At 49.3% G+C, this 21,888-nt stretch carries 20 protein-coding genes and 3 pseudogenes; 20 read left to right on the top strand and 3 right to left on the bottom strand.

The annotated features are described in order from the left end of the window. Positions 1–120 precede the first annotated feature (120 nt). From BJP58_RS04500 to BJP58_RS04435, 15 genes and pseudogenes are all read left to right on the top strand, one after another. The gene (locus BJP58_RS04500; RefSeq protein WP_233354957.1) at positions 121–1,884 is read left to right on the top strand and encodes a cache domain-containing sensor histidine kinase; all 1,764 of its coding nucleotides are present in this window, start codon (positions 121–123) and stop codon (positions 1,882–1,884) included. Then, positions 1,871–3,496, top strand: a complete 1,626-nt coding sequence (locus BJP58_RS04495) for a response regulator (RefSeq protein WP_194542967.1) — start codon at positions 1,871–1,873, stop codon at positions 3,494–3,496. Before BJP58_RS04500 ends, BJP58_RS04495 begins: the two co-directional genes overlap by 14 nt. A gap of 130 nt (positions 3,497–3,626) precedes the next feature. After that, positions 3,627–5,032, top strand: a pseudogene (locus BJP58_RS04490) (ABC transporter substrate-binding protein). Between the two features lie 72 nt (positions 5,033–5,104). Continuing rightward, a complete protein-coding gene (locus BJP58_RS04485) occupies positions 5,105–6,004 on the top strand; it encodes a carbohydrate ABC transporter permease (RefSeq protein ID WP_194542966.1) in 900 nt (299 codons plus the stop codon). Positions 6,005–6,146: 142 nt separating this feature from the next. Beyond that, positions 6,147–7,049, top strand: coding sequence for a carbohydrate ABC transporter permease (locus tag BJP58_RS04480; protein WP_194542965.1), 903 nt, complete (start codon positions 6,147–6,149; stop codon positions 7,047–7,049). Between the two features lie 34 nt (positions 7,050–7,083). Beyond that, on the top strand, positions 7,084–8,097 hold the full coding sequence (locus BJP58_RS04475) for a glycoside hydrolase family 130 protein (RefSeq protein WP_194542964.1): 1,014 nt from the start codon (positions 7,084–7,086) through the stop codon (positions 8,095–8,097). Positions 8,098–8,136: 39 nt separating this feature from the next. Further along, a complete protein-coding gene (locus tag BJP58_RS04470; RefSeq protein WP_194542963.1) occupies positions 8,137–9,513 on the top strand; it encodes an FAD-dependent oxidoreductase in 1,377 nt (458 codons plus the stop codon). Beyond that, a complete protein-coding gene (locus BJP58_RS04465; protein WP_194542962.1) occupies positions 9,510–10,517 on the top strand; it encodes an SGNH/GDSL hydrolase family protein in 1,008 nt (335 codons plus the stop codon). The genes BJP58_RS04470 and BJP58_RS04465 overlap by 4 nt, the downstream gene beginning before the upstream one ends. A gap of 659 nt (positions 10,518–11,176) precedes the next feature. Further along, positions 11,177–12,454, top strand: a complete 1,278-nt coding sequence (gene codB, locus BJP58_RS04460) for a cytosine permease (protein ID WP_194542961.1) — start codon at positions 11,177–11,179, stop codon at positions 12,452–12,454. After that, positions 12,423–13,691, top strand: a complete 1,269-nt coding sequence (locus BJP58_RS04455) for a cytosine deaminase (protein WP_194542960.1) — start codon at positions 12,423–12,425, stop codon at positions 13,689–13,691. The genes codB and BJP58_RS04455 overlap by 32 nt, the downstream gene beginning before the upstream one ends. Positions 13,692–13,917: 226 nt before the next feature. After that, a pseudogene (locus BJP58_RS04450) lies at positions 13,918–14,140 on the top strand (effector binding domain-containing protein); the annotation flags it as partial. A gap of 86 nt (positions 14,141–14,226) precedes the next feature. Further along, positions 14,227–14,715: a phage tail protein gene (locus BJP58_RS04445; RefSeq protein WP_194542959.1), complete on the top strand. Its 489-nt coding sequence runs from the start codon at positions 14,227–14,229 to the stop codon at positions 14,713–14,715. Further along, positions 14,708–15,130: a DoxX family protein gene (locus BJP58_RS04440; RefSeq protein ID WP_194542958.1), complete on the top strand. Its 423-nt coding sequence runs from the start codon at positions 14,708–14,710 to the stop codon at positions 15,128–15,130. The genes BJP58_RS04445 and BJP58_RS04440 overlap by 8 nt, the downstream gene beginning before the upstream one ends. Before the next feature lie 46 nt (positions 15,131–15,176). Further along, the gene (locus BJP58_RS33855) at positions 15,177–15,305 is read left to right on the top strand and encodes a hypothetical protein (protein WP_267907867.1); all 129 of its coding nucleotides are present in this window, start codon (positions 15,177–15,179) and stop codon (positions 15,303–15,305) included. A gap of 51 nt (positions 15,306–15,356) precedes the next feature. Beyond that, positions 15,357–15,668, top strand: coding sequence for a hypothetical protein (locus BJP58_RS04435; RefSeq protein WP_194542957.1), 312 nt, complete (start codon positions 15,357–15,359; stop codon positions 15,666–15,668). 14 nt (positions 15,669–15,682) lie between these two features. On the opposite strand, the gene BJP58_RS04430 is transcribed toward BJP58_RS04435, so the two are convergent. The 3 genes from BJP58_RS04430 to BJP58_RS04420 all read right to left on the bottom strand — a co-directional run bounded on the left by BJP58_RS04430 (position 15,683) and on the right by BJP58_RS04420 (position 18,481). Then, positions 15,683–16,399 carry a GNAT family N-acetyltransferase gene (locus BJP58_RS04430; RefSeq protein ID WP_194542956.1) on the bottom strand — a complete coding sequence of 239 codons (717 nt, stop codon included), beginning with the start codon at positions 16,397–16,399 and terminating at the stop codon, positions 15,683–15,685. Between the two features lie 292 nt (positions 16,400–16,691). Further along, positions 16,692–17,525 (bottom strand): ABC transporter permease, encoded by an 834-nt coding sequence (locus BJP58_RS04425; RefSeq protein ID WP_194542955.1) that lies wholly within the window; start codon positions 17,523–17,525, stop codon positions 16,692–16,694. 2 nt (positions 17,526–17,527) lie between these two features. Next, positions 17,528–18,481, bottom strand: coding sequence for an ABC transporter ATP-binding protein (locus BJP58_RS04420; protein WP_194542954.1), 954 nt, complete (start codon positions 18,479–18,481; stop codon positions 17,528–17,530). 250 nt (positions 18,482–18,731) lie between these two features. Between BJP58_RS04420 and BJP58_RS04415 the strand changes: the two genes are divergently transcribed. From BJP58_RS04415 to BJP58_RS04395, 5 genes and pseudogenes are all read left to right on the top strand, one after another. Beyond that, positions 18,732–19,181, top strand: a complete 450-nt coding sequence (locus tag BJP58_RS04415) for a MarR family winged helix-turn-helix transcriptional regulator (RefSeq protein WP_194542953.1) — start codon at positions 18,732–18,734, stop codon at positions 19,179–19,181. A gap of 370 nt (positions 19,182–19,551) precedes the next feature. Next, entirely contained in the window at positions 19,552–20,364 is an 813-nt protein-coding gene (locus BJP58_RS04410; RefSeq protein ID WP_194542952.1) for an arsenite methyltransferase, read from the top strand. A 184-nt stretch (positions 20,365–20,548) separates the two neighbouring features. After that, positions 20,549–21,034, top strand: coding sequence for a DinB family protein (locus BJP58_RS04405; protein WP_194542951.1), 486 nt, complete (start codon positions 20,549–20,551; stop codon positions 21,032–21,034). A gap of 175 nt (positions 21,035–21,209) precedes the next feature. Further along, positions 21,210–21,434 (top strand): hypothetical protein, encoded by a 225-nt coding sequence (locus tag BJP58_RS04400; RefSeq protein WP_194542950.1) that lies wholly within the window; start codon positions 21,210–21,212, stop codon positions 21,432–21,434. 104 nt (positions 21,435–21,538) lie between these two features. Then, a pseudogene (locus BJP58_RS04395) lies at positions 21,539–21,634 on the top strand (acetyltransferase); the annotation flags it as partial. Between the last annotated feature and the right edge of the window lie 254 nt (positions 21,635–21,888).

Genomic DNA, 21,888 nt, shown 5'->3' with positions numbered 1-21,888 from the left:
GATCATACGAAGGAGCTGCCCCTAAAGCCATGAATGGCTGCTTTGGGACAGCTTCGTTTTTTTGCATTGTCGTACAGGGGATGCAGTGACATAATCAAAGAATAGAATGTAACGGAAGGCGTGAAAAGCTTGGAGTATCTCCGCAGGCAATCGTTCCGCAACAAACTCAAGATCGCTTTTCTGGCTGTCATCGTGCTTTCTGTCCTGATGACCGGAGGATTGTCTTATTATATCTCGGCTGCCACACTGGAAAAGAATGCGCTGAAGCTCACGCAGGACACGGTGGTCAGGTCCGCACAGATCGTGGATGAGAAGCTGAATAAACTGATGCTGATTATGATGACGTTTATGATCAGCCAGCCTTTCTACGACATGCTGAGAGATGCCGCCTCCGGGGATGCCAGCAGATATTATACGCATCTGAATGATCTTGATAACGTTTTCTCGCAGGCGCGGATCGCCGAGCCGCTTATCCAATCGATCTACGTATTTACGCCGATTGGCGAATTTTATCCTTCTTCTATGAACCGCAATCGGCTCACCGCATTCGAGGATACCGTTCTATATGAGCGCATCGAACAGGAGAAAAAGAACCTGTGGGTGGAAGGTCACGAGGATATGCTCTTCTCCGGGAAGGAACGCGTCATTTCGCTCATTCTGGAGCCGATCTTTGACACACCGGTCAGCGGTGTTTATATTGTCGTGAATATCCGGGAGGACGGCTTCCGCAAGCTCGTGCAGGGAAACACCGCGGAAGGAGCGTCCAGCTTCTTGCTTAACGATGATGGAGAGACGGTTTACCCCGTGAAGGAACAGCTGATCAGGCAGGCGGTGGAGACGGGAGATTTGAATGGCATGATGAACCGCTCGGAGGGAAGTCAGGCTTTTGATCTGGACGGCCAAACCTATCTGCTTAATTATGCCCGTCTCGGCATAGCGGATTGGACGATGACCACCATCCGTTCCCGGGCTGACGTGCTCCAGGACATGGTATTCGTCAAATGGCTGATCGCCGGGGTTACGCTGGCTGCTTTTACCGTGACCACGTTGATTTCGGGCGCATTTTCACGCTATTTGCTAAAGCCGCTGCAAGGGCTTCTGAAGGTGATGAAGCGGGTCGAGAACAACGATCTGACCGCCCGTTTTGAGAGTGGCAGCGGAGATGAACTGGCTCAAGTGGGATTTCGGTTTAACCGGATGCTGGAACAGATTGTGGTGTTGATTGATGAGGTAACGGAAGCGCAGACGCATAAGCGAACGGCAGAGATCAAGGCGCTGTCAGCGCAGATGGACCCGCATTTTCTGTACAACACGCTCAACACCATCTACTGGAAATTGAAATTGAAGCAGATCGAACCGTCGCAGCAAATGGTCATGTCGCTCTCCCGCCTGTTCCAACTCGGGCTGAACAATGGACAGGAAATCACGATAATGTCGAAAGAGCTGGAACATGTGCGCCAGTATTTGGAACTGCAGTTAAGCTGCTATGAAGACTTATTCACTTATGAGATCCATGTACGCGAACCGGAGGTGTCATCGCTTTCGATTCCGCGAATCATTTTGCAGCCGCTGGTGGAGAACAGCATTTTGCACGGTTTTCGCGACCTGAAGAACGGCGGCCTAATCGAAATTGAAATTAGCGGGGATGAGAAATGCTGGACGATTACCGTACGTGATAACGGCAGGGGCATGGATGAGACCCAAGTGCGCGCACTCTTTTTGCTGGAGTCGAAGAAGGGATATGCGGTGTCCAATTTGATTCGGCGGCTCAGGCTCTATTATGGGGACGGTGCGGAGTTTCACGTAGACAGTGCCCCGGAACGCGGAACCGAAATACGGATTTCATTGCCCAAGAAAGGGGAGCATTTGGATGAGCAATCCTGAAGCGATCAGTCTTTGCATTATCGACGACATTAAAAGCGTGGTTGACGGGCTGACCGCGATGAATTGGGAAGAGCAGGGGATTCGGGTTGCAGGTGTATCGAGCAATGGGGAAGAGGGGCTTAAGCTGATCAACGGGTTGCGTCCGGATCTGGTTATTACCGATATCCGGATGCCGATCATGGACGGGTTGAGCATGCTGCGTTTGTTGCTGGAAGAGAACCCCAACTGCAAGGTCATTCTGATTAGTGGCTACGCCGACTTTGAATATGCGCAGCAGGCGGTGCAGCTGGGGGCGTTTGATTTTGTGGTGAAGCCCTTCACCGAAGAAGATATGATGTCGGCTGTTCTGCGAGCCAAAGCAGAGGTTATGGAAGAGAGGTCCAAACGGATAAGTTTGAGGGAAATGGAGAACAAGCTTCGCGAGAGCATGCCGGCGCTGCGGCAGGAATACTTTACGCTGCTCGTAAGCCACCGCACTTCATGGGAAGAGGCATCGGAACGATGGGAGTTTCTGAATATTGAGCTTGATCCGCACGGCTTCGTGGTGATGCTGATTGAAATTGATCGTTTTCGGGAGCAGGTTGCCGAGCAGTCCGTGAAAGAGATGGAGCTGATCCGGTTCTCGCTGTTGAATATTATGCAGGAGACGCTTGCCCATTATGCGCACAGCGTTCTTTTCCGTGCCCGTCATGATCAGTACCTGGCCGTACTGAACGTTTCAGGACCGTCCAGTCCGATCGAAATTGCCGAGCAGTGCTGCCGGAATATTGAACGATTCACCAAGTTTACGGTCTCGATCGGGGTCGGCGGCAGAGTGGAGGAGATCAGCGGGCTCCCGGATTCCTATCGCCAGGCTCATCAAGCGCTCTCCCATCACCTGTTCACCGAAGGCAATGCTGCCATTATGCATGACGATATCCATCAGAGCGGAAGACAGGAGCCGCTGGCATTGGAGTACAAGGACGAGCTCCTGCTGGCTCTTCGTTCCGGCAATGCTGTCCGGACGGACGCGATTCTGTCCGAGATTTCGGAAGCGCTGCAGAAACGGATCTCCCGGCAAAATCCGGATTATCTCCTCAGCCTGTACGATGAGCTGGCCGCTTCAGCAATCCGCACGCTTTACGAAATGGTTCCATATTCGGAGATACAGCCGATGATTCAGAAATTCAGAACGGTACAAGGGACGGCGGGGCTGCCGCTGGCCTCTTTGCAGCGTCATCTGCATGCCTTGTGCACGGAGGGAGCCGAGCTGGTTCGCCGGAACAGCTTATCCGAAGGACAGAAGGTTATCTATAATGCCATAGGCTATATCAAGGGCCGCTTGTCCGAGGATATTACCGTTGGCGAATGTGCCGCGTATGTGCATCTCAGTGCCAGCTACTTTTCCAGCTTATTCAAGCAAGTGACAGGGATGACGGTCACGCAGTTTATCACCTCGGAACGCATTCAAAAAGCGAGACTGCTGCTGGTGGAGGGAGCGCAGGTGCAGGAGGTGGCTGCGGCGGTAGGGTATGAGGAGCGCAGATATTTCAGCGAGATGTTTAAGAAGATCACCGGCCAGACACCGTCGGATTTCAGGGCGGGCTATCACATGGACCGGTCGGAGGCATGAGGCGAGTGCTGCAGGAGACCATAGAATTCTATCCCTTGAGAGTGAATTTGCCTCACTCCTTTTCCGAGAACGGGATTCTATAATTAAAAACGAGCTCACAATACAAACGTTAATCAAAGGGGTAGAATGTATGCGAAAAAAATGGTTAAGTCTCGGCTTGAGCCTCATTCTGGCCGCCGGAATCGCAGGCTGCGGCGGGAGCGACAACAACAATGGCAATGGCGGTACGACGAATGGCAAGTCTGACGGAGGAACGGCAGCACCATCAACCGAGACGGGCCAACCCGTACAGCTTAAATACTGGACTGACGACCGTCATGACCAGGAGTATATCAAGGAATTAATCAACAAGTTCAATGAAACTAACGGCGATAACATCCAGGTGGAATTGACGGTCATGTCCGAGAATTACGCGCAAAGCGTCGACATTGCATTTTCCAGCAACCAGGCGCCGGATGTGCTGCGTCTAAAGAGCGCCAATACATCCGGATTTGTCAAAAAAGGGTATCTCGCGCCGATTGACGAGTATTTTACCGATGACTTGAAAGCGAAGTTCGGCAGCCTGCTGATCGACGATGTCAACCGTTTTGATGGCAAGGTGTACTCGCTCGCCAATACCGGCCTCACCATGCGCCTGGTCTACAACAAGGATCTCTTTGCCAAAGCGGGCATCGAGAATCCTCCGAAGTCGCTGCAGGAAATGGTGGAGGATGCCAAGAAAATTACAGAAGTCAGCAAGGCCGAGGGCATCTATGGTTTTGCGCTGAACTTCAAAAATCCGAAGCAAGCATTTGACCGTTCCGTCCGGGAGATTCTTTCTTTGAGCGGTCATCAGGGACTAGGCTTTGATCTGAAAACAGGCCAATTCGATTTTGAACCTTACTCGCAGGTCATTGAATATTTCAAGCAAATGCATAAAGACGGAAGCATTCTACCTGGCGCGGAAGCGCTGGACATCGACCCGCTGCGCGCACAATTCGCCGCAGGCAAAATCGGGATGTATCTATCCTTCTCGACGGAGCCAGGCGTGTACATGGACCAATTCCCGACCGAAATCAACTGGGGGGCGCGTTGGCTCCAACGCTGGATGGTCAGATTAAGGGAACTTCCGAAATTGTGTCAGCCGGAACGTGGCTCGGCATCAGCGCCCAATCGGCCAATAAGGAAGCGGCTTGGAAGTTCATGCAGTATATGTACGGCGATGAGGTTCTGAAGACCTATCATGAAAAAGGCTTCGGTATTGCCATTGTGCCCAGCATTGTAGAACAGGCAAAAGATCCGGACATCAATGGCATGGAAGGCTTCCTGGTCGGGGAACACGACTCGCTCTGGCCTGCTTCGCCAAACGTTACTCCGGAGGGATCCACCTATGCGGATGCATTCTTCAAATATATGCTTAGCGATGAAGACCTGAAAGCGATTACGGAGGATTTAAACACAAGATACAACGCCGCATTGTCCAAAGCGGTGGAGAAAGGCGAGGTCAAAGTAACACCGAACCCTGCCTTTAATCCAACCAAACCGCAGGGAGAATAACAGGCAAGGATGGGGCTGCCGCACGCTTTTTTGGTGGATGCCCCTTTTCTTTCCCCGAAGGAGGAAGCAATCGTGAGTATTAAATGGAAACGGCTGGAGGAGAATGCTCTGTTTCTGTCCCCGAGCATCATTTTGACGGTGGCTCTGGGCATCTATCCCTTGTTATGGATGCTGCGTTATATGTTTTATGACTATGCGGGATATGGAGATGCGCTGTTCGTTGGTCTGGACAATTTCCGTCGCCTGATGCGCGATGCACTGTTCTGGGAATCGGTTGGCAATACCTTTATCTATGCCGGAGGCAAGCTGCTGCTGACGCTGCCGTTGTCCCTCCTGCTGGCAGTCATCCTGAACGGCAAGCTGCGGGGCGGAAAACTGCTGCGCGGGATCTATTTTATGCCGACGATCATCAGCACTGCGGTTATATCCGTAGTGTTCTATACGATCTTTAATTCCTATAACGGGATGGTAAACACTGTACTGATGAAGCTTCATCTTGTCTCGCAGCCCATCGACTGGCTCGGCCCAAAGCATGCGATGCTTACGGTCATTCTTGTGGCGGTATGGGGCGCGGTTGGTAACTATATGCTGCTGTTTCTGGCTGGATTGCAGAGCATTCCGCAGGATTTGTACGAAAGTGCGGCCATGGACGGCGCGAATGCCGGAAGACGGTTCTGGAGCATCACGCTTCCGATGCTGGCTCCGGTTGCCCAATTGGTCATTATGCTCGCGATTATCGCATCCTTGAAAGGCTATGAGAGCATTATGCTCATCACGGAAGGCGGACCGATAGGCAAAACCGAGGTCATGTATCTCTATCTATACAAACTGTTGTTCCCGGTATCCACGGGTTCTCCAGTGGAGCAGCAGCTTGGATACGGCAGCGCGGTAGGCTTCGCAACCGCTGTTATTGTGGGTGCGATTACGGGCCTGTATTTCTTATTAAGCCGTAAAATGAACAAGCTTTATTAGAGTTTCTATAAAAAAGTCCACTTCACGTGGTTTGTGAACATGTATTATAAGCAACATTCGACGCCAATTTAGCGAAGGCCCTTACGATTTGACAACAACGCCGTAGATCGATTGATCATTAGGCGTGCAGGAGGCTCAGAAGATGAACGAACAGGTATTACCCGAACAGCCGGATGCGCGCGGCAAAATCACCGCCTGCCCGCCTTCCGGTCACACAGGCAGAATTGTGGGCCGTACGGTGATGTGGCTGTTCTTATTGATTACGGCGATACTGACATTATTTCCGCTGTTGATGACATTGTCCGGTTCGCTCAAGACCGGCGCCGAAATGATGACCGGCGGCAGCCTGCTGCCGGCCAAGCTGCAGTTCGTCAATTACGCCGAAGCCTGGAAGCAGGCTAATTTTGCCCGCTATACCTGGAACAGCGCTTTTGTCAGCATTATGGTTACCGCTGGCACCCTGCTGGTAGCTGCCATGGCGGCTTATGTGGTGGACCGTCGCCAATTTCGAGGCAAATCCCTGTATGTGACGACGCAGGCGTCGATGATGTTTATATCTGTCGGTGCTATCGTGCTGCGCCCGCAATTTGATTTGATGGTCGCGCTGAACCTGAATACCACGCTGTGGGGCGTGATCCTGATTCTGATCAGCGCCCATTCCAGCACATTTTTTATGCTGCTGGGTTTCTTCAAAGCGATTCCCCGAGAGCTTGACGAAGCGGCCATGGTGGACGGCTCCGGCTTTGTCCGAACCTTCTTCCGGATTATTCTCCCGCTCCTGACTCCAGGGCTTGGCGTGGCCGGGCTGTTTGCTTTCCGCCATGTCTGGAACGAATACATTCTGCCGCTGGTGTTCACGATGACGAATCCGCAGCTGCAGACGCTCACCGTCGGGCTGGCGAATCTCCGTTACGGTTCTTCCGCGGCCATGCAGATCCATTTGATGATGGCGGGAGCATGCCTGTCGATTTTGCCGATGCTTCTCGCTTATATTGTGGCGAACAAATCCTTTATTCAAGTGACGGCGGGTTCAGTCAAAGGTTAATTTCATAATTCCATATATAAGGAGTTTGATGCATATGAGCGATATTATAGTGGGACCTTTGTTTTCCAACCCGATCATGACCCGGCATTCCGCGAATCCGATTCTGACTCCGGGTGATGTGCCCTACGGTCCGGCGATGGTCTTTAATGCCGGAGTCACCAAATTTAAAGGCAAATATGTGATGGTTTTTCGCAATGACTACGGTGATGAACTTAAAGGGATTGTTGCCCCTCATCATACAACGAATCTTGGGCTGGCCTTCAGCGATGACGGCATAAAGTGGGATGTGCAGCCGGAACCGTGCTGGTTCTGGCATGATGAAGAGGTCATCCGCGTGTATGACCCGCGTCTAACGGTAATCGGCGAACAATGTTATATGTGCTTTGCGGTCGACACCAAGCACGGGCTCCGCGGCGGCATCGCCGTCACCGAAGATTTCAGATCCTTCGAGGTGCTAAGCCTATCGCTGCCGGATAACCGCAACATGGTATTGTTCCCGGAGCGGATCGGGGGCAAGTACGTCCGGCTGGAGCGTCCGATGCCTGTATACAGCCGGGGCGGGATAGACCGCTTCGACATGTGGATGAGCGACTCGCCTGACCTGAAATACTGGGGAAACTCCAAGCTGCTGCTGGCGGTTGAAGATGTAGCTTATGCCAATGACAAGGTAGGCCCAGGCGCTCCCCCCGTCAAAACGGACAAAGGCTGGCTGACCCTGTTCCATGCCGTGGACATCGATCCCAGCAGAGGCAAGAACGGCTGGGAGGACAGCTGGAAGAAGCGTTATACGTCCGGGATTTTACTGCTGGATCTTGCCGATCCCAGCCGGATCATCGGCAGAGCCGAGACGCCGCTGCTTGCTCCGGAAGCCGATTATGAGACCGATGGGGGCTTCCGCAATCATGTTATTTTTCCTGGGGGCATGATTTTGGAAGATACCGGGGAGGTCAAAATCTACTACGGCGCTGCCGATACCGTAGAATGCCTGGCAACAGCGCATGTAGATGAATTGCTGCATCTTTGTCTGAAAGGCACAGTCCATACGTAATGATGACATGTTAAAGCTATACAGAATGGGGAGGTTTCTATGAAAGGACATATTACGTTGCCATCTGCCAGTATTCCAGTTGCCCGCGAGGTGGATGTGCTTGTCATCGGCGGAGGCGCTTCCGGCATCGCCGCGGCCATTGCCGCTGCGAAAGGTGGAGCGCAAACGATGCTGGTGGAGCAGCGAGGGTTCCTCGGCGGTATGGGTACGGTTGCGCTCGTTCCGGCTTTCTGTCCCTTTACGGATAAGCGGAAGCCGATTATCCGCGGTCTCGGCCTTCAATTGATGGAACGGATGAAGCAGGCATGCGATCCTCAGTACCGTGAGGAATATCAAGAAATGCTGGATTGGGTGCCGATCGATCCCGAAGTGCTGAAACGGGTTTATGACGATGCCATTCTGGAAAGCGGTGTGACGCCGCTGTATCACACCTTTGTTTATGATGTTGTCCGGTCAGAGGATCACCGGAAGGTTGATGGTGTCGTTATTGTTAACAAAACAGGACGTTCTTTCATCCCCTGCAGGTATATTATCGATTGCTCGGGAGATGGCGATATTGCCGCACTGGCGGGAGTTCCTTTTCAGAAGGGCGGGGAAGCGGGCGAACTTCAGCCCGGCAGCATGTGCTATCTGCTTGCGAATGTGGACCGTCCAACGTTCAGACGTTACCTGGAGGAGAGCGGGGATACGGGCCAACTGCACAAGACGGTGGAGCTGGCGATCGAGGACGGTGCGCTGCCGGAGGGCCGTAAGTCGATCTCCGGCCTTGCCTGGGTCAGCGACGATTTGGTAGGCGTCAACTTCGGCCATGTATTCGGCGTGGACGGCACCCTTGCCGAGGATTTGACGCGGGGGGCGATTGAAGGACGCCGCACAGCGGAACGCCAGTTGCAGTTTTTCCGCCGCTATGTGCCCGGCTTTGAGCGCGCCCATATGGTAGCGAGCGGTGAGCAGCTCGGCATCCGGGAGACGCGGCGGATTGAAGGAGACTATATCCTGACGGTCGATGACTTCCTTGCTGCGCGTTCCTTCCCGGATGATATTGCCCGCAACGCATACTACATCGATATTCATCTCGCCAACAGCAAAAGCGAGATGACCTTTAACCATCTGCCGCCCGGGGTTTCACACGGCGTACCGTACCGGATCATGCTGCCGGTTGGCATCGACAATCTTTGGGTTGCCGGACGCTGCGTATCCTCGGACCGAGCAGTGCAAGGCTCCCTTCGGGTGATGCCGAACTGCTTCTCCATGGGCCAGGCCTCGGGAACGGCAGCGGCATTGGCGCTGCGGGACGGCACCGGTTCTCGCGGCATTTCCGTAACCGAGCTTCAGCAGCGGCTGCTGGAGCAGGATGTATGGCTGGGAGAAGATTTCATTCCGGCTGAGAAGCAGAAGCAAAGGGGTGCACCGTGAGGCAGCTTCCATTAACGGATGAGTGGTTTCACGGTGCCGTGTCGCTCGAGCACCGGGAGGATGGTATCAAGCCATGGCGGATTCCTTACATGGATTACGAGCTGTACCCGCCTGCGGGAATCGATGGCAAAGCCGAGATATGTGCCGGTGTTCGCCTGCGGCTGCGGACGGACTCCACCGAGGTGGCAGTTTCTTTTGCACCGCTTTCGGACGCCGCCGCCATGGATTGCATGGCAGACGGGGAATTATGCCAGACGCTCAGCCTGCCCGTTGGAGCCACAGAAGCCTTGTTCAGCGGACTTAAGGACGGAATCAAGGATTTGGAGATTTGGCTCCCTCAAAATATAGGAATAACCGTCTCCGGCCTACGGATTGATGCCCATGCCGTCGGAGTCACACTGCAGGATACCCGTCCCCGCTGGATTACGTACGGGAGCTCCATTACGCAGTGCGTCGGGGCTTCCAGCCCCTCCCGCGCTTGGCCTGCCATTGCCGCCGAAGCCTGCGGCTTCAGCTTGACCAATCTCGGCTTCTCCGGCAACTGTCACATGGAACCTATGATCGGGCGTCTGATTCGCGACTTGCCTGCCGATTTTATCTCGATATGTGTTGGCGTGAACATCTATGGCGGGGGCACCATAAGCCCTCGCATGTTCAAGCCGCTGCTGATTGGCCTGCTGGCGACGATACGCGACAAACACAGGGATACCCCGCTGCTTGTCATTTCTCCGATTTATGGCACCGTCCGCGAAACGCAGCTCAATTCGCAGGGCTTCACCCTGCCCCTCATGCGGGAATTGATCCGTGAGACCGTGGAGCTGCTAAGGGATCGGGGCGATCGCCAGTTATACTATCAGGATGGCTTGAACTGGTTCGGTCCGGAGGATGAAGCCTTTCTGACGGATGGTCTGCATCCTGGAGCCGAGGGGTATGAGCTGCTAGGGCAGCGTTTCCGCAATCTTCATGAATTTGCGTTACGGGCTGTACATCGAAACGCGGAGTGACGGGTTTCTATAAAATTTGGGATTACCAATGGGAATCATGGCGGATCATTTTTGGACTTTGTTTTGATTGGACGAAAAGAACTTGAAGACCTTAAAGCCGCATCCTATGCGGCTTTTTTGGTATGAAGTATATAAATTCTTCACTGCACTGATTAAAAGATTAACTACTGTCAGGTGCCTTTACAACTTATTAAGCAACGGACGCCCCTTTATGGAATATATGATTTATTTAAGTTGATGAATTGGTATGCTAAACTATTTTTTCGACTGTAAATGAACTATTATACGCGTAAATTAGCGACTTCATATAGCAGCTATTAAATACTCCTATATACCAGATAGAAAAACTGAATTTATAGTCTGGGGAGAGCTGTCGGATTTTAACCATTGGATAATTATAACATTGACATCTGTAGGTTTTTCCAAAATAATAGAATGTAATTGAATACTGGTACCTTTAATTCAGTCCAGAGAGGCTGGCAAGGGCAGCGGATTTTTTATAATCACGCGAGGATCAGTGTGTATTCCGTCAAGGGATGCTCTGCGTCTTCGCGCGGGTTATGATGTGAAGAAGAGGCTACTTGTCAGTTAAGACTTGACGAGTAGCCTCTTTTTTCTGCTTCTTTGGTATCAGAACACTTTAACCTGGAGGTATTCTGATGAGCAAACAAGATCAAGAGTTTTCGTGGCAAGCGGTGCCGAACACGCAGAGAAACCATTTTTGGAAGACGTTATCCGTCATGTTAGGGTTCACATTCTTTTCGGCAAGCATGCTGGCAGGGGGGACGCTCGGAGTCGGCTTAACGTTCATGGAGTTCATTGGAATCGTGCTCGCGGGCAATTTGGCACTCGGCATCTATACAGGAGCGCTGGCGCATATCGCTGCCAAAACAGGCCTCTCCACGCATTTGCTGGCAAAATATGCGTTCGGTGAGAAAGGGTCGTACCTGCCATCGTTCCTTCTTGGCTTCACGCAGGTCGGATGGTTCGGCGTCGGAGTAGCCATGTTCGCGATACCCGTCGCCAAAGCGATGGGTTGGAACGTTTACCTGTTGATCTTCTTGTTTGGTCTCGCCATGACGGCATCAGCCATCTACGGCATGAAGTCGCTTGTCATTCTGAGTTATATTGCGGTTCCGGCCATTGCCATTCTCGGCAGTTATTCCATGTTCGAAGGCGCAGGCTCGCTTGGCGGCCTTCAAGGCTTACTCGATTACACGCCGGAACAGAGCCTCACAGCGGCAGCAGCACTGACCATTTGTATCGGCTCATTCATTAGCGGCGGGACCTTGACGCCGGATTTTGCACGGTTCTCCCAGTCGTCCCGGCAGGCGGTGACCGCGACGGTCCTTGCCTTCTTTCTTGGAAACTCGCTCATGTTCCTGTTCGGCGCAGTCGGCGCAATGGCGTACAACCTGGCAGATATCTCGGAGGTCATGTTCCTGCAAGGGTTGATGATTCCCGCGATCATCGTACTCGGGCTGAACATTTGGACGACCAACGATAATGCGCTTTATGCTTCAGGACTGGGCTTTGCCAACATTACTAAAATTTCAAAGAAATTCTTCGTCATCGTAAACGGCATCGTGGGTACCGTATTGGCCATGTGGATGTACAACAATTTCGTTGGTTTCCTGAATGTGCTGGGTGCGGCGATCCCGTCCATCGGAGCCATCATCATCGCGGACTACTTCTTTGTGAAGCGCAGAAACTATAAACCGTTTGCCGACATGACTTTCAAGAAGGTAAACTGGATAGCGATGGCGGCTTGGGCTATCGGCGTTGCTTTTGCCCAGCTGGCTCCGGGAATAACGCCATTGAACGCACTGATCGGTACGGCAGTGGCCTACATCGTGTTAATGCTGATCGTTCCTGCCAAAGAATCCAATGAAATGGGGAAATCAAATGATTATACAGAACGCAAAATTGCGGGGTAAAGAAGGTTTATGGAATATCGTCGTGAAAGACGGGAAGTTTGGGCAAATCACGCAGTCTCTGGAAACAACTGCGAATGAGGAAGTCATTGATGTGGGGGGCTCGCTGGTCCTGCCACCGTTCATTGAACCTCACATTCACCTGGACACAACATTAACGGCGGGCGAGCCGGAGTGGAATTTGAGCGGAACGTTGTTCGAAGGCATCCAGCGTTGGTCCGAACGCAAGGCGTTCCTGACGCATGAAGACGTCAAAACGCGCTCTAAAACTGCACTGAAGTGGCAGATGGCGCAGGGCATCCAGCATGTGCGCACGCATGTGGACGTCACCGATCCAAGCTTGACCGCAGTTAAAGCGATGCTGGAAGTGAAAGAAGAAATGGCACCGTACATCGACATCCAGCTTGTAGCATTTCCACAGGAAGGCATTCACTCCTACCCGAACGGTGCGGAATTGCTGGAAGAGTCGCTGAAAATGGGTGTTGACGTGGTCGGCGGTATTCCTCACTTCGAATTCACGAGGGAGTATGGCGTCGATTCGCTGAAGGTTGCGTTTGACCTCGCCGAAAAATACGACCGTCTCATCGATATCCATTGCGATGAAATCGACGACGAGCAATCCCGTTTCGTGGAAGTCGTCGCCAAAGAAGCATACGAACGCGGGCTGGGCTCCCGCACGACGGCAAGCCACACGACGGCGATGGGTTCATACAATGATGCATATACGTACAAATTGTTCAGATTGCTGAAGATGGCGGACCTCAATTTCGTCTCCAACCCTTTGGTCAACATCCACCTGCAGGGACGCTTCGACACGTATCCGAAAAGAAGAGGGCTGACTCGCGTCAAAGAGCTGCAGGAAGCCGGTCTTAATGTGTGCTTCGGTCACGATGACATCTTTGATCCATGGTATCCGCTAGGCACGGGCAACATGCTTCAAGTGCTGCACATGGGCATCCATGCTTCGCAGTTGCTCGGTTACGATCAGATCGTGAACTCGATTGATCTCATTACGAAAAACAGTGCAAGAACGCTGCATATCGAGGATGTGTACGGTATTGAAGAAGGCAAGCCTGCCAACTTCATCGTTCTTGAAGCAGAGAACGAATATGAGGCCATTCGCAAACAAGCCGCAGTGCTTTATTCGTTCAGAGGCGGCCGCAAAATCGCCGAAACGAAGCCGCGGGACACGTCGATCGTTTTTGAGGGCGGTTCAGAGCAGGTCACTTTCAATAAATAGTCTATTATGCATTAAATCCGCGGAATTCGCGGATTTTTTTGTTTTAGAAACTTTAGATCTATATCATCTGAAGAAGGCTGCCGACAGCAATAAATCGGCGGCCTATTTATGATATTTTCATCGCTCCCTAAACAGTATCACTTTTTGACATGATTAAAGAATATGATAAACCCATCAAGTAAAAAGAAAATTTAAGAAGACGACAGAGAAATCGGTGCCCGAAGCAACCCGAGGTATTCAGTTTCCTAAAGGGGAATACCTCGTAGTAAAAGGGGAAGGGAAGACGGCTGATGAGTTGAGGAATATGCTTGCTGGTGTTGCCTTTGGTCAAGTATTGCCGGTAGCCAAGAATTTCGCCTATGTTTAGCGGGCCAAATGCAACGGTTGAGATGGGTCAGCGAGACGACCTAGTTTTTGGTGAAATGTGGATTCCCGTTGTCAGGAAATAAAGAGATTAGCGGATGCTTTCGAAGCATGTTTTGCACGGAGTAGCATCATAGAATTATAGCTCACAAAACATTCAGGAGGGATAACAATGTCCAATATCATTGATTTTAAAAATGTATCTACCGTTGGTTTAGAATCTTCACCCGTAGCAGAAGCGCTTGCTGGTTTACGAGCGAATGAAGCCCGTTACTTTATGAACAAGTATAAGCATGAATTTACGGTTGTACCCGCCAGCGAGAGCCAGGAGACCCTTGAATATGTGAATCGAATATTGAAAGAAGAACGACATATTGAGTTTGCGGCTAAACCTTTAGAAACGTCGCGTTTTCAAGTGGATAACATCCAATTTGCCTATGTCTTTTATGAGAATGGTCTTGGACTCAATGTCATGTATACGGTTGATGACCCTAAGAAGCGAGCCGTTGGTTTTAAACTTTCGGAGGGGATGGAGGTACCAGAAGAATTAGAAGGGAAGTTTAAGTTTGCTAGGCAGAAGTCAAAATTAGCCGGAACCATTCGGGGCTCGTTCTTTGTAATTAAGAAAAATTATACTGATGAGGTGGGAACCCATGAATAAAATGACCAGTGTGGAAACAACTATGAAAGTAAATGCCCGTCCTGTCGGAAAAAAGGTAACTTATTGGACAGTCACATTGCTGCTTGCGGCAGCTATTATGTTAAGTGGTATCGGACAACTGATGCAATTTGGAGGAAACCTCGAGTTGGTGACGAATCTGGGCTACCCATTATACGTCCTAACCATTCTCGGGATTTGGAAAGTGCTTGGAGCCATCGCTCTCGTCGTGCCAGGTTTACCTCGACTTAAAGAATGGGTTCACGCTGGTATCTTCTTTTTAATGACGGGTGCGGCATTATCCCATGCATTTGCTAACGATTACGGTGACTACGGGTTTAATCTGATCCTCCCGCTTTCATACGCTGCGTTAAACATCTTTTCGTGGGCGCTGCGGCCATCGAAGAGCCGCTTATAAGATTACAGAAAATGACGGCGTCATTATTCTGGAAGTAGAAAAGTCTATGACGGTAGCCGGATCGGCTGCCGTTATTGACGTACCAGGAGAATTTCGTTGTCCGTTGGGAATTCGACTGTGTCTCGACATCGATGAGAGCAGCTTGCCCTGGCAGCTGCTCTTCCTCTATATTTAAAAAGGAAATTTCTACTGAAAATCGATTCTTTTCATTATAGGGGGCATATCGATGGTCGGGACGATTATCATTTGTTTTTTGGTATTACACATCATCATGGCTGCCATCATGGCGGTTTTCGCTAGGGATGAAAGCATGAGAAATACCATCGGATTCCAAGCTTACACCTCCGAGCCAAAAACGGCTGGAGATTACATTTTTAATTTGCTGTTCTTTCTCCTTGCAGGTGGAGCTTATTATATGGAGTCGATCAATGAACGGATTGCGCAAAAGTTTTGGCTGGTCCGGATCGGCATCCGAATTGCGGTTCTATCCATTGCCATCATCGTTGTTTTTATCCTTGCCATCATCTTTTCATTTTGATTCATCCTTTGCCCTTAGGCTTGCTTTGTAAACACCCACATTTTTGATACATCTCGATAACCCATTTTTAGATATAAAGGATGTCCCATTTGACTAGCAACAAGAACGCTCTGGACAGCGCCTTCCTGCTGGGCATCACAAAGCATTTTTCGGCAAAGTGTTTTCGCTAATCCTTTACCTCTATGTTCTTTTGGTGTAAAGACATTATTCAAAAATGCGGTTTTATCTAGCAGTGCATAGCTTCCAAAAGATGCAGGATACCCGTTTTCCTCAGCAACGTAAAAATGCAGATTTGGATCATTGAATTTATTGATATCGATAACAGCCTTATTGAAATAATGATTGATACGTCGAGCTTCTGCCTCCGTTTTGACACACTTGATGATCTTGTTATCTGGTTCAAGAGACCAGTTATCCAGATATAAAATCATAAGAAACTCTGAACTTTTGATGTTATATCCCTCTGCCTCATAAATACGATGTTCTTCATCTGAAAACACGGTAAGCCAATAGTCTTTTTTTACATCTAGTTTATTTACGGTATCCATAACGTGTGCAAAATTAGAATTATATACGACAAACTCGTCCGTTCTGCCATCAACATGTGCACCAAAAGCAAGATGTTTTATAGAATCGTAATCATATACTTGGGATGCAGGTTGGCGACTACAGGTATATTCACCTCGAACGAAAAAATCAACAGCTTTTTTAAACTCCGTTTCTTTCCACATATAAAAATCCTCCAATTAGCAATATGGTCATTTTCATGCGCGAGATACTCAAGCTGACTATCCCGTTTATAATTGCCTTTAGACATCATTATAGGGATGGCATCAGATGAATAAAATGTATAATCCAATTGATAATTGTTTTATGCATAACACCGACTCACAGGTAAAAGCCGCGAGCCGCTTGATCAATGGGAGGATTAAACATGTGGGAGAATACTGGGCCTAATAAGTATAGAAGGAGGGAAAGAGCACTCTTCCATCGACTAATCGAAGGACAGGGCAGAACATATCCCTACTTCTCAACACGCCAATCTACCTTTTTTAAGATCAATATGATGGAAATCAGCGAAAAGAGCAAGAGTACAAGCGTGTTCCAGGCGACAGACCCGGACCAGCCCGAAATCAGCACCTCCCGCATAGCCTCGGCGGCGTAAGTGGTTGGGAAGAGATAAGAGAACCACTGCAGGATCGCAGGCAATTGATCCATATCCACCATGACTGGCGTCAAAAACGAGATGAACATCATCAGCGCCTGGACCAGCATGTTCGTCAATTGGTGGCTAGGTGACCAGAAGCCGATCAGCACACCTGCGCCAACCACGCTAAAGACGGTAAGCAGCAATACAGGGACAAGTCCCCAGCTGTAGTGGAATTGAATGCCGTAAGCCAGCTGACCTATCATCGCCAAGATGATAAAAGAGGGGGCGCTCATGATCAAACCGCGCAGCAGATTGGCAAAGATGAAGTTTACCTTCGCAATCGGCAGGGACGAATAGTACGTGAAGTGCCCTTGGTGCTTCTGATAAGATATCTCCTGAGCCATGGAATTGAGTCCCATGACAATTAAGCCGAAGAGCATATTCCCCGTAATAATACGGGTCATGACAGCCGGCGTTGGGTCGACCGTAAAGAATTTGAGAAACAGCAGCGTCGTTAATGGAAACATGCATGCCATGATGAAAATCCAAACCCATGCCTCGCGGATGATCGTGAATTGAATGCGGGCCAGGATCAGCCATTCTGTTATTCTGCGATGGATTACGCTCTGCTGCTCGTGCTCTTGAAGAAAGACCGCTTCTTGCAGTTGCAAGTCTTTGCTTTGCATAGATGGTTGAGTATTTTCCATGTTTAGATCACCTCCGTTTTGTCAGGATTATCCTGTTCGTCATCGATATGAAAATAGACATCTTCAAGATTCGGCGGGACTAAGGAATATTCTTCAATCGGTAAATGCTGCTTGGTTATGAAGTCAATCGCGTAGCTGGCGTCTTGCTTCTCGATCAGTGCCCGGATACGGTTTTCTCCCGTTTTGGTCCACTGTCCCAGCGCGATTAAGCTTCGGCATACATGATCGCTTTCACCAAAGGAAGTCGTAATTTCCAGCTTCATCCGCTGATCGACCCTTTGTTTTAATACGCTGACATGATCGATGGCGAGCAGCTTGCCGTGATTTACGACAGCTACTCTGTCCACGACCTGTTCGGCCTCCAGCACGTTGTGTGTCACCAAGATTACGGTTACTCCTTGCCGATTCCGTTCTTGAATCAGATCCCATACGAGTCTTCTCTTTTTCGGGTCCAGCTCGTTGGTCGGTTCATCCAGGATCATGACGGGGGAAAAGCCGATCAAGCAAGTTCCTATTCCGATTAAACGCTTCTGTCCACCGGAAACGTTCTTCAGCAGCTTATGACGAAGGTCCTGCATTCCAAAGCGTTCCAACAATTCCTCTGTTTGCTTTACGGCGGACTCTTTCGTCAACCCCCGCAATCTTCCCGTAAAATACAAAGCTTCCCACGTTTTTAAACTGGTCAGGGCGTGAGGCTCTTGCGAGTAGTAGGCTACCTCCTGGGCAACTTGCTTGGTTTGGGTCTTCACGCTGGTTCCTTTATAGCGTACTGTACCTGAGGTGGGAGCAAGGTGTCCTACCATCTGCTTGATTAGCGTGGATTTGCCTGCTCCATTCGGACCGAGCAAACCGAGAATTTCACCTTCTTGCACATCAAAGCTTATGTCATGATTGGCAACAACCTTTCCTTTTTTGTATGTTTTATTCACATGCTCTAATTGATAAATCAGCTTCATCCTTCTTGCCCCTTTCTGTTCGTACTTTGGTTTAAAGATATCGCATAGCTCTGCTAAGGAGTGACGGGCGGCAGAATGGTTTTCGTCTCCGTCTCAGGACGGAGACAGCATGCTGAGCTCCCATATCCAGGGCTTCGATCGGCGGAAAATCAGATCTGATAATAAAAAGTGAAGGGAAATAATTACACAAATAACATTTGCGTTTTGCAAATAATAAGTGTATAACTGAAGTAAGAGGTGAAGAGAACAAATGGAAAGCACACGTGAACTATTTCAGATTATGACACGCCGCTTCGGCTTATTGAACAAAAATTGCTGCACCGTAGGCGGTAACGACATTACGCCGGTTCAAAGCCATATCTTATTCGAAGTCGATCGTCAACATCATCCTTCTATTCAACAAATCGCAGACACATTGGGGACGGATATTACCACTTTTAGCAGGCAGGTACAGGCGTTAATCAAAATGAATCTAATTAAAAAGACACCAGATCCGACCGATCGCCGAGTTTATACACTTTCCTTAACCGCTGAAGGAAAATACGTTGCTACAACGATTGATCACCAGATGAATGCTTATTTTGACGATATTTTTTCGTCAATGACTGAGTTTGAGAAAGAAACCGTCCTGCGCTCAATCAGGTTGATGAATGAAGCCATGGCTAAATCGGATCATTGTTGCAAACCAATAATCGGGTAAAAAATTTTCTTCTCAATTACTTGCAAAATGCAAATAAATAGGGAGACTTGCTTAAAATAATGTCAATTGGCGCATCAGCGATTCGCTGTGAGTCATTAACATAAACAATTTTGAATGAAGGAGGATCCGGATGAATTACAATTATTACTATGCTGAGTACATGATGAAGGCACAAGAGATAGAGATACAAAAGAACGCTCGAGAAGCATGGAAATGGTCTACCGGTAAGTCCGATTCTAAACGGCATCGTATCTTAACCGGTTTTCGCCAACCAGAAGCAATACCGTGCTGTACGCAATCACTTCAGGCTTGCTGCTAAATCCGCAATGAATGCTGCTTGTATCGAAACCAATCCTAAGGAGTGTCTACCATGACAAAGTTAACGAATGATGAAATCCGCCAGAATGTACGAAGCCGATATAAGCAAGTGGCCGTTCAAGAAGCTAGTGCTGAATCGTGTTGCCATCCCAATATACAAGCAACCAGTTGCTGCACTACATCTTCTGATTTTAATACAATTTCAAGCGAATTAGGTTACTCAAATGAAGAATTAGACTCGGTACCTGATGGTGCAAATCTGGGGTTAGGGTGCGGCAATCCCCAAGCTATTGCATCGTTGAAGCCTGGTGAGGTGGTACTGGACTTAGGCAGCGGTGGTGGGTTTGACTGCTTTTTAGCGTCCCGGCAGGTGGGGGAGACAGGGTCAGTGATCGGTGTGGACATGACGCCTGAAATGGTTAGCCGGGCTCGTAGCAATGCAACTAAGGGGAATTTCGTGAATACAGATTTTCGTTTAGGGGAAATTGAGCATCTTCCGGTTGCCGATAACATGGTGGACGTCATCATCTCGAATTGTGTAGTGAATCTCTCGCCGGATAAGCAGCAGGTATTTCATGATTCCTTTCGCGTTCTTAAAAAAGGCGGCCGATTAGCGATATCTGATATTGTAACGACAGCAGAGCTTCCTCCAGAAATAAAGGACGATTTGAATGAACTGTATTCTGGCTGCATTTCAGGGGCATCATCAATCGACGAAATTGAGGCCATGCTCCGTCAAAGTGGATTTACAGATATCTCCGTTGAACCGAAGGATGAGTCCAAAGCTTTTATTAAAGATTGGATTAAGGGATCCAATATCGAGGATTACATCGTTTCAGCGGTAATCAAGGCAATTAAGCCTTAAATTAGGGTGCGGTTATGAGTATCTTAAGCCCCCCGTAACAGGCCGTATCCGCATCAATTATCCTAGGAGTTATATTTTGTTATCCATATGTGCGGGATCAGGGATCTTCACAGATTGGAGGATAACAAGATTTTATGGCGAATCATGGTAGAAGCAACAAAGTTGTATTACAGGAGGCTGTGACATGTTGAAACTGTTCGAGTATAACTGGCAAGTTCGCAAAGATTGGTTTGACTGGTGCGATACGGTGAGTGAGGAAGAACTGTTGAAAAGACGGACCGGGGGCATAGGAAGCATTCTCTATACACTCTATCACATCGTGACCGTTGAATATGCCTGGTTGTGCGGGGATTTACAAGGAAAAGAGCTGGACATCCCTTCGTTCGAGGATTGTGCCAGCGTACAGGGATTAAGAGATTATTCGGCACGATGCCATGCGGAAATTGCACCCTTCATCTACGCTTGGAATGATAGCTTGGAAGACCGCATCATGTATGATACAAACCAAAACGGAGAGCAGGAAAGCTTTACATTCGGTGAAGTGATGCGACACGTGATTGCCCACGAAATTCACCATATCGGTCAATTGTCAATATGGTCTCGAGAAATCGGAAAGACGCCGGTTACAGCAAACTTGATTCGTAGAGGGTTATTCGATAAGTCGCGGTAGAATGCTGAAACATGTCGCTATACAAGAATAAAGTACCATGCAAAGTCGCTAATTTAGCGGCTTTTTTTATGGTAACGATGTTTGTGCGCCGGAGTTGGAAAAGCAGATATGTATAGAATTGCTTTTCCAGGGAAATTTAATTCAATCCGTATGCGAAGGAGCTGAAGTAAAGAGTATGATCCATCCCAAAGACGACTATGGGGTATTAGGCAATAAAATCGAAGTGGATTCGGATGTGAACGAGGATCGTAATCGAGAAGAGCAGTTGGATGACTCCTTTGAGGCCTGGTATGGGGATATCAACGATCAGGTGAAGCAAAAGCTGGATCTCACGCGCGTTCCGCAAGACAGTGTTTTTGATTCTGCCGTTGGCATGGATGAGGATCCATCCCAGGATTAAGAGCTTAACCATGATAAACAGGGGCTGCCGCGGTTCCTTCTTCAAATAGACATCTTCCGGGTTTGATATGAACTGCAGTGCTTCATCAAAATGAAAGGTTCATCCACGTCATTATCGCCTCAGGAGCCGTGGTGACTAAGCATGTGCCGGACAACATGATGGTTGTTGGTGGTAATCCAGCGAAAGTGATTAAAGATTGAAGTATAAAAGATAGTAGTAAGGTCGAGGGACAAGTACATTGTCCCATTGAAAGTCGCTATATTAGCGGCTTTTTTTGCATTGAGGTACAAGATCTTGTTCAGAGGCTAGCTGGCAGAAGTAGAGGGCTTACTCAAGTGATCATGTGGGCAATCGCAGAAATGATTTGCAGCAAAAAAAGTGAAAAATTGCGCAAAAAAGATTGAATAATTTGCTAAATCAGTATAATATTTCAACAAAGGGGAGGTAAGCGCTT

The sequence above is a fragment of the Paenibacillus sp. JZ16 genome (genome assembly GCF_015326965.1).
GTDB lineage: Bacteria > Bacillota > Bacilli > Paenibacillales > Paenibacillaceae > Paenibacillus_AQ.
Note: the sequence above shows the minus strand (reverse complement) of the source record. Positions and strands in the feature narration are given on the sequence as shown.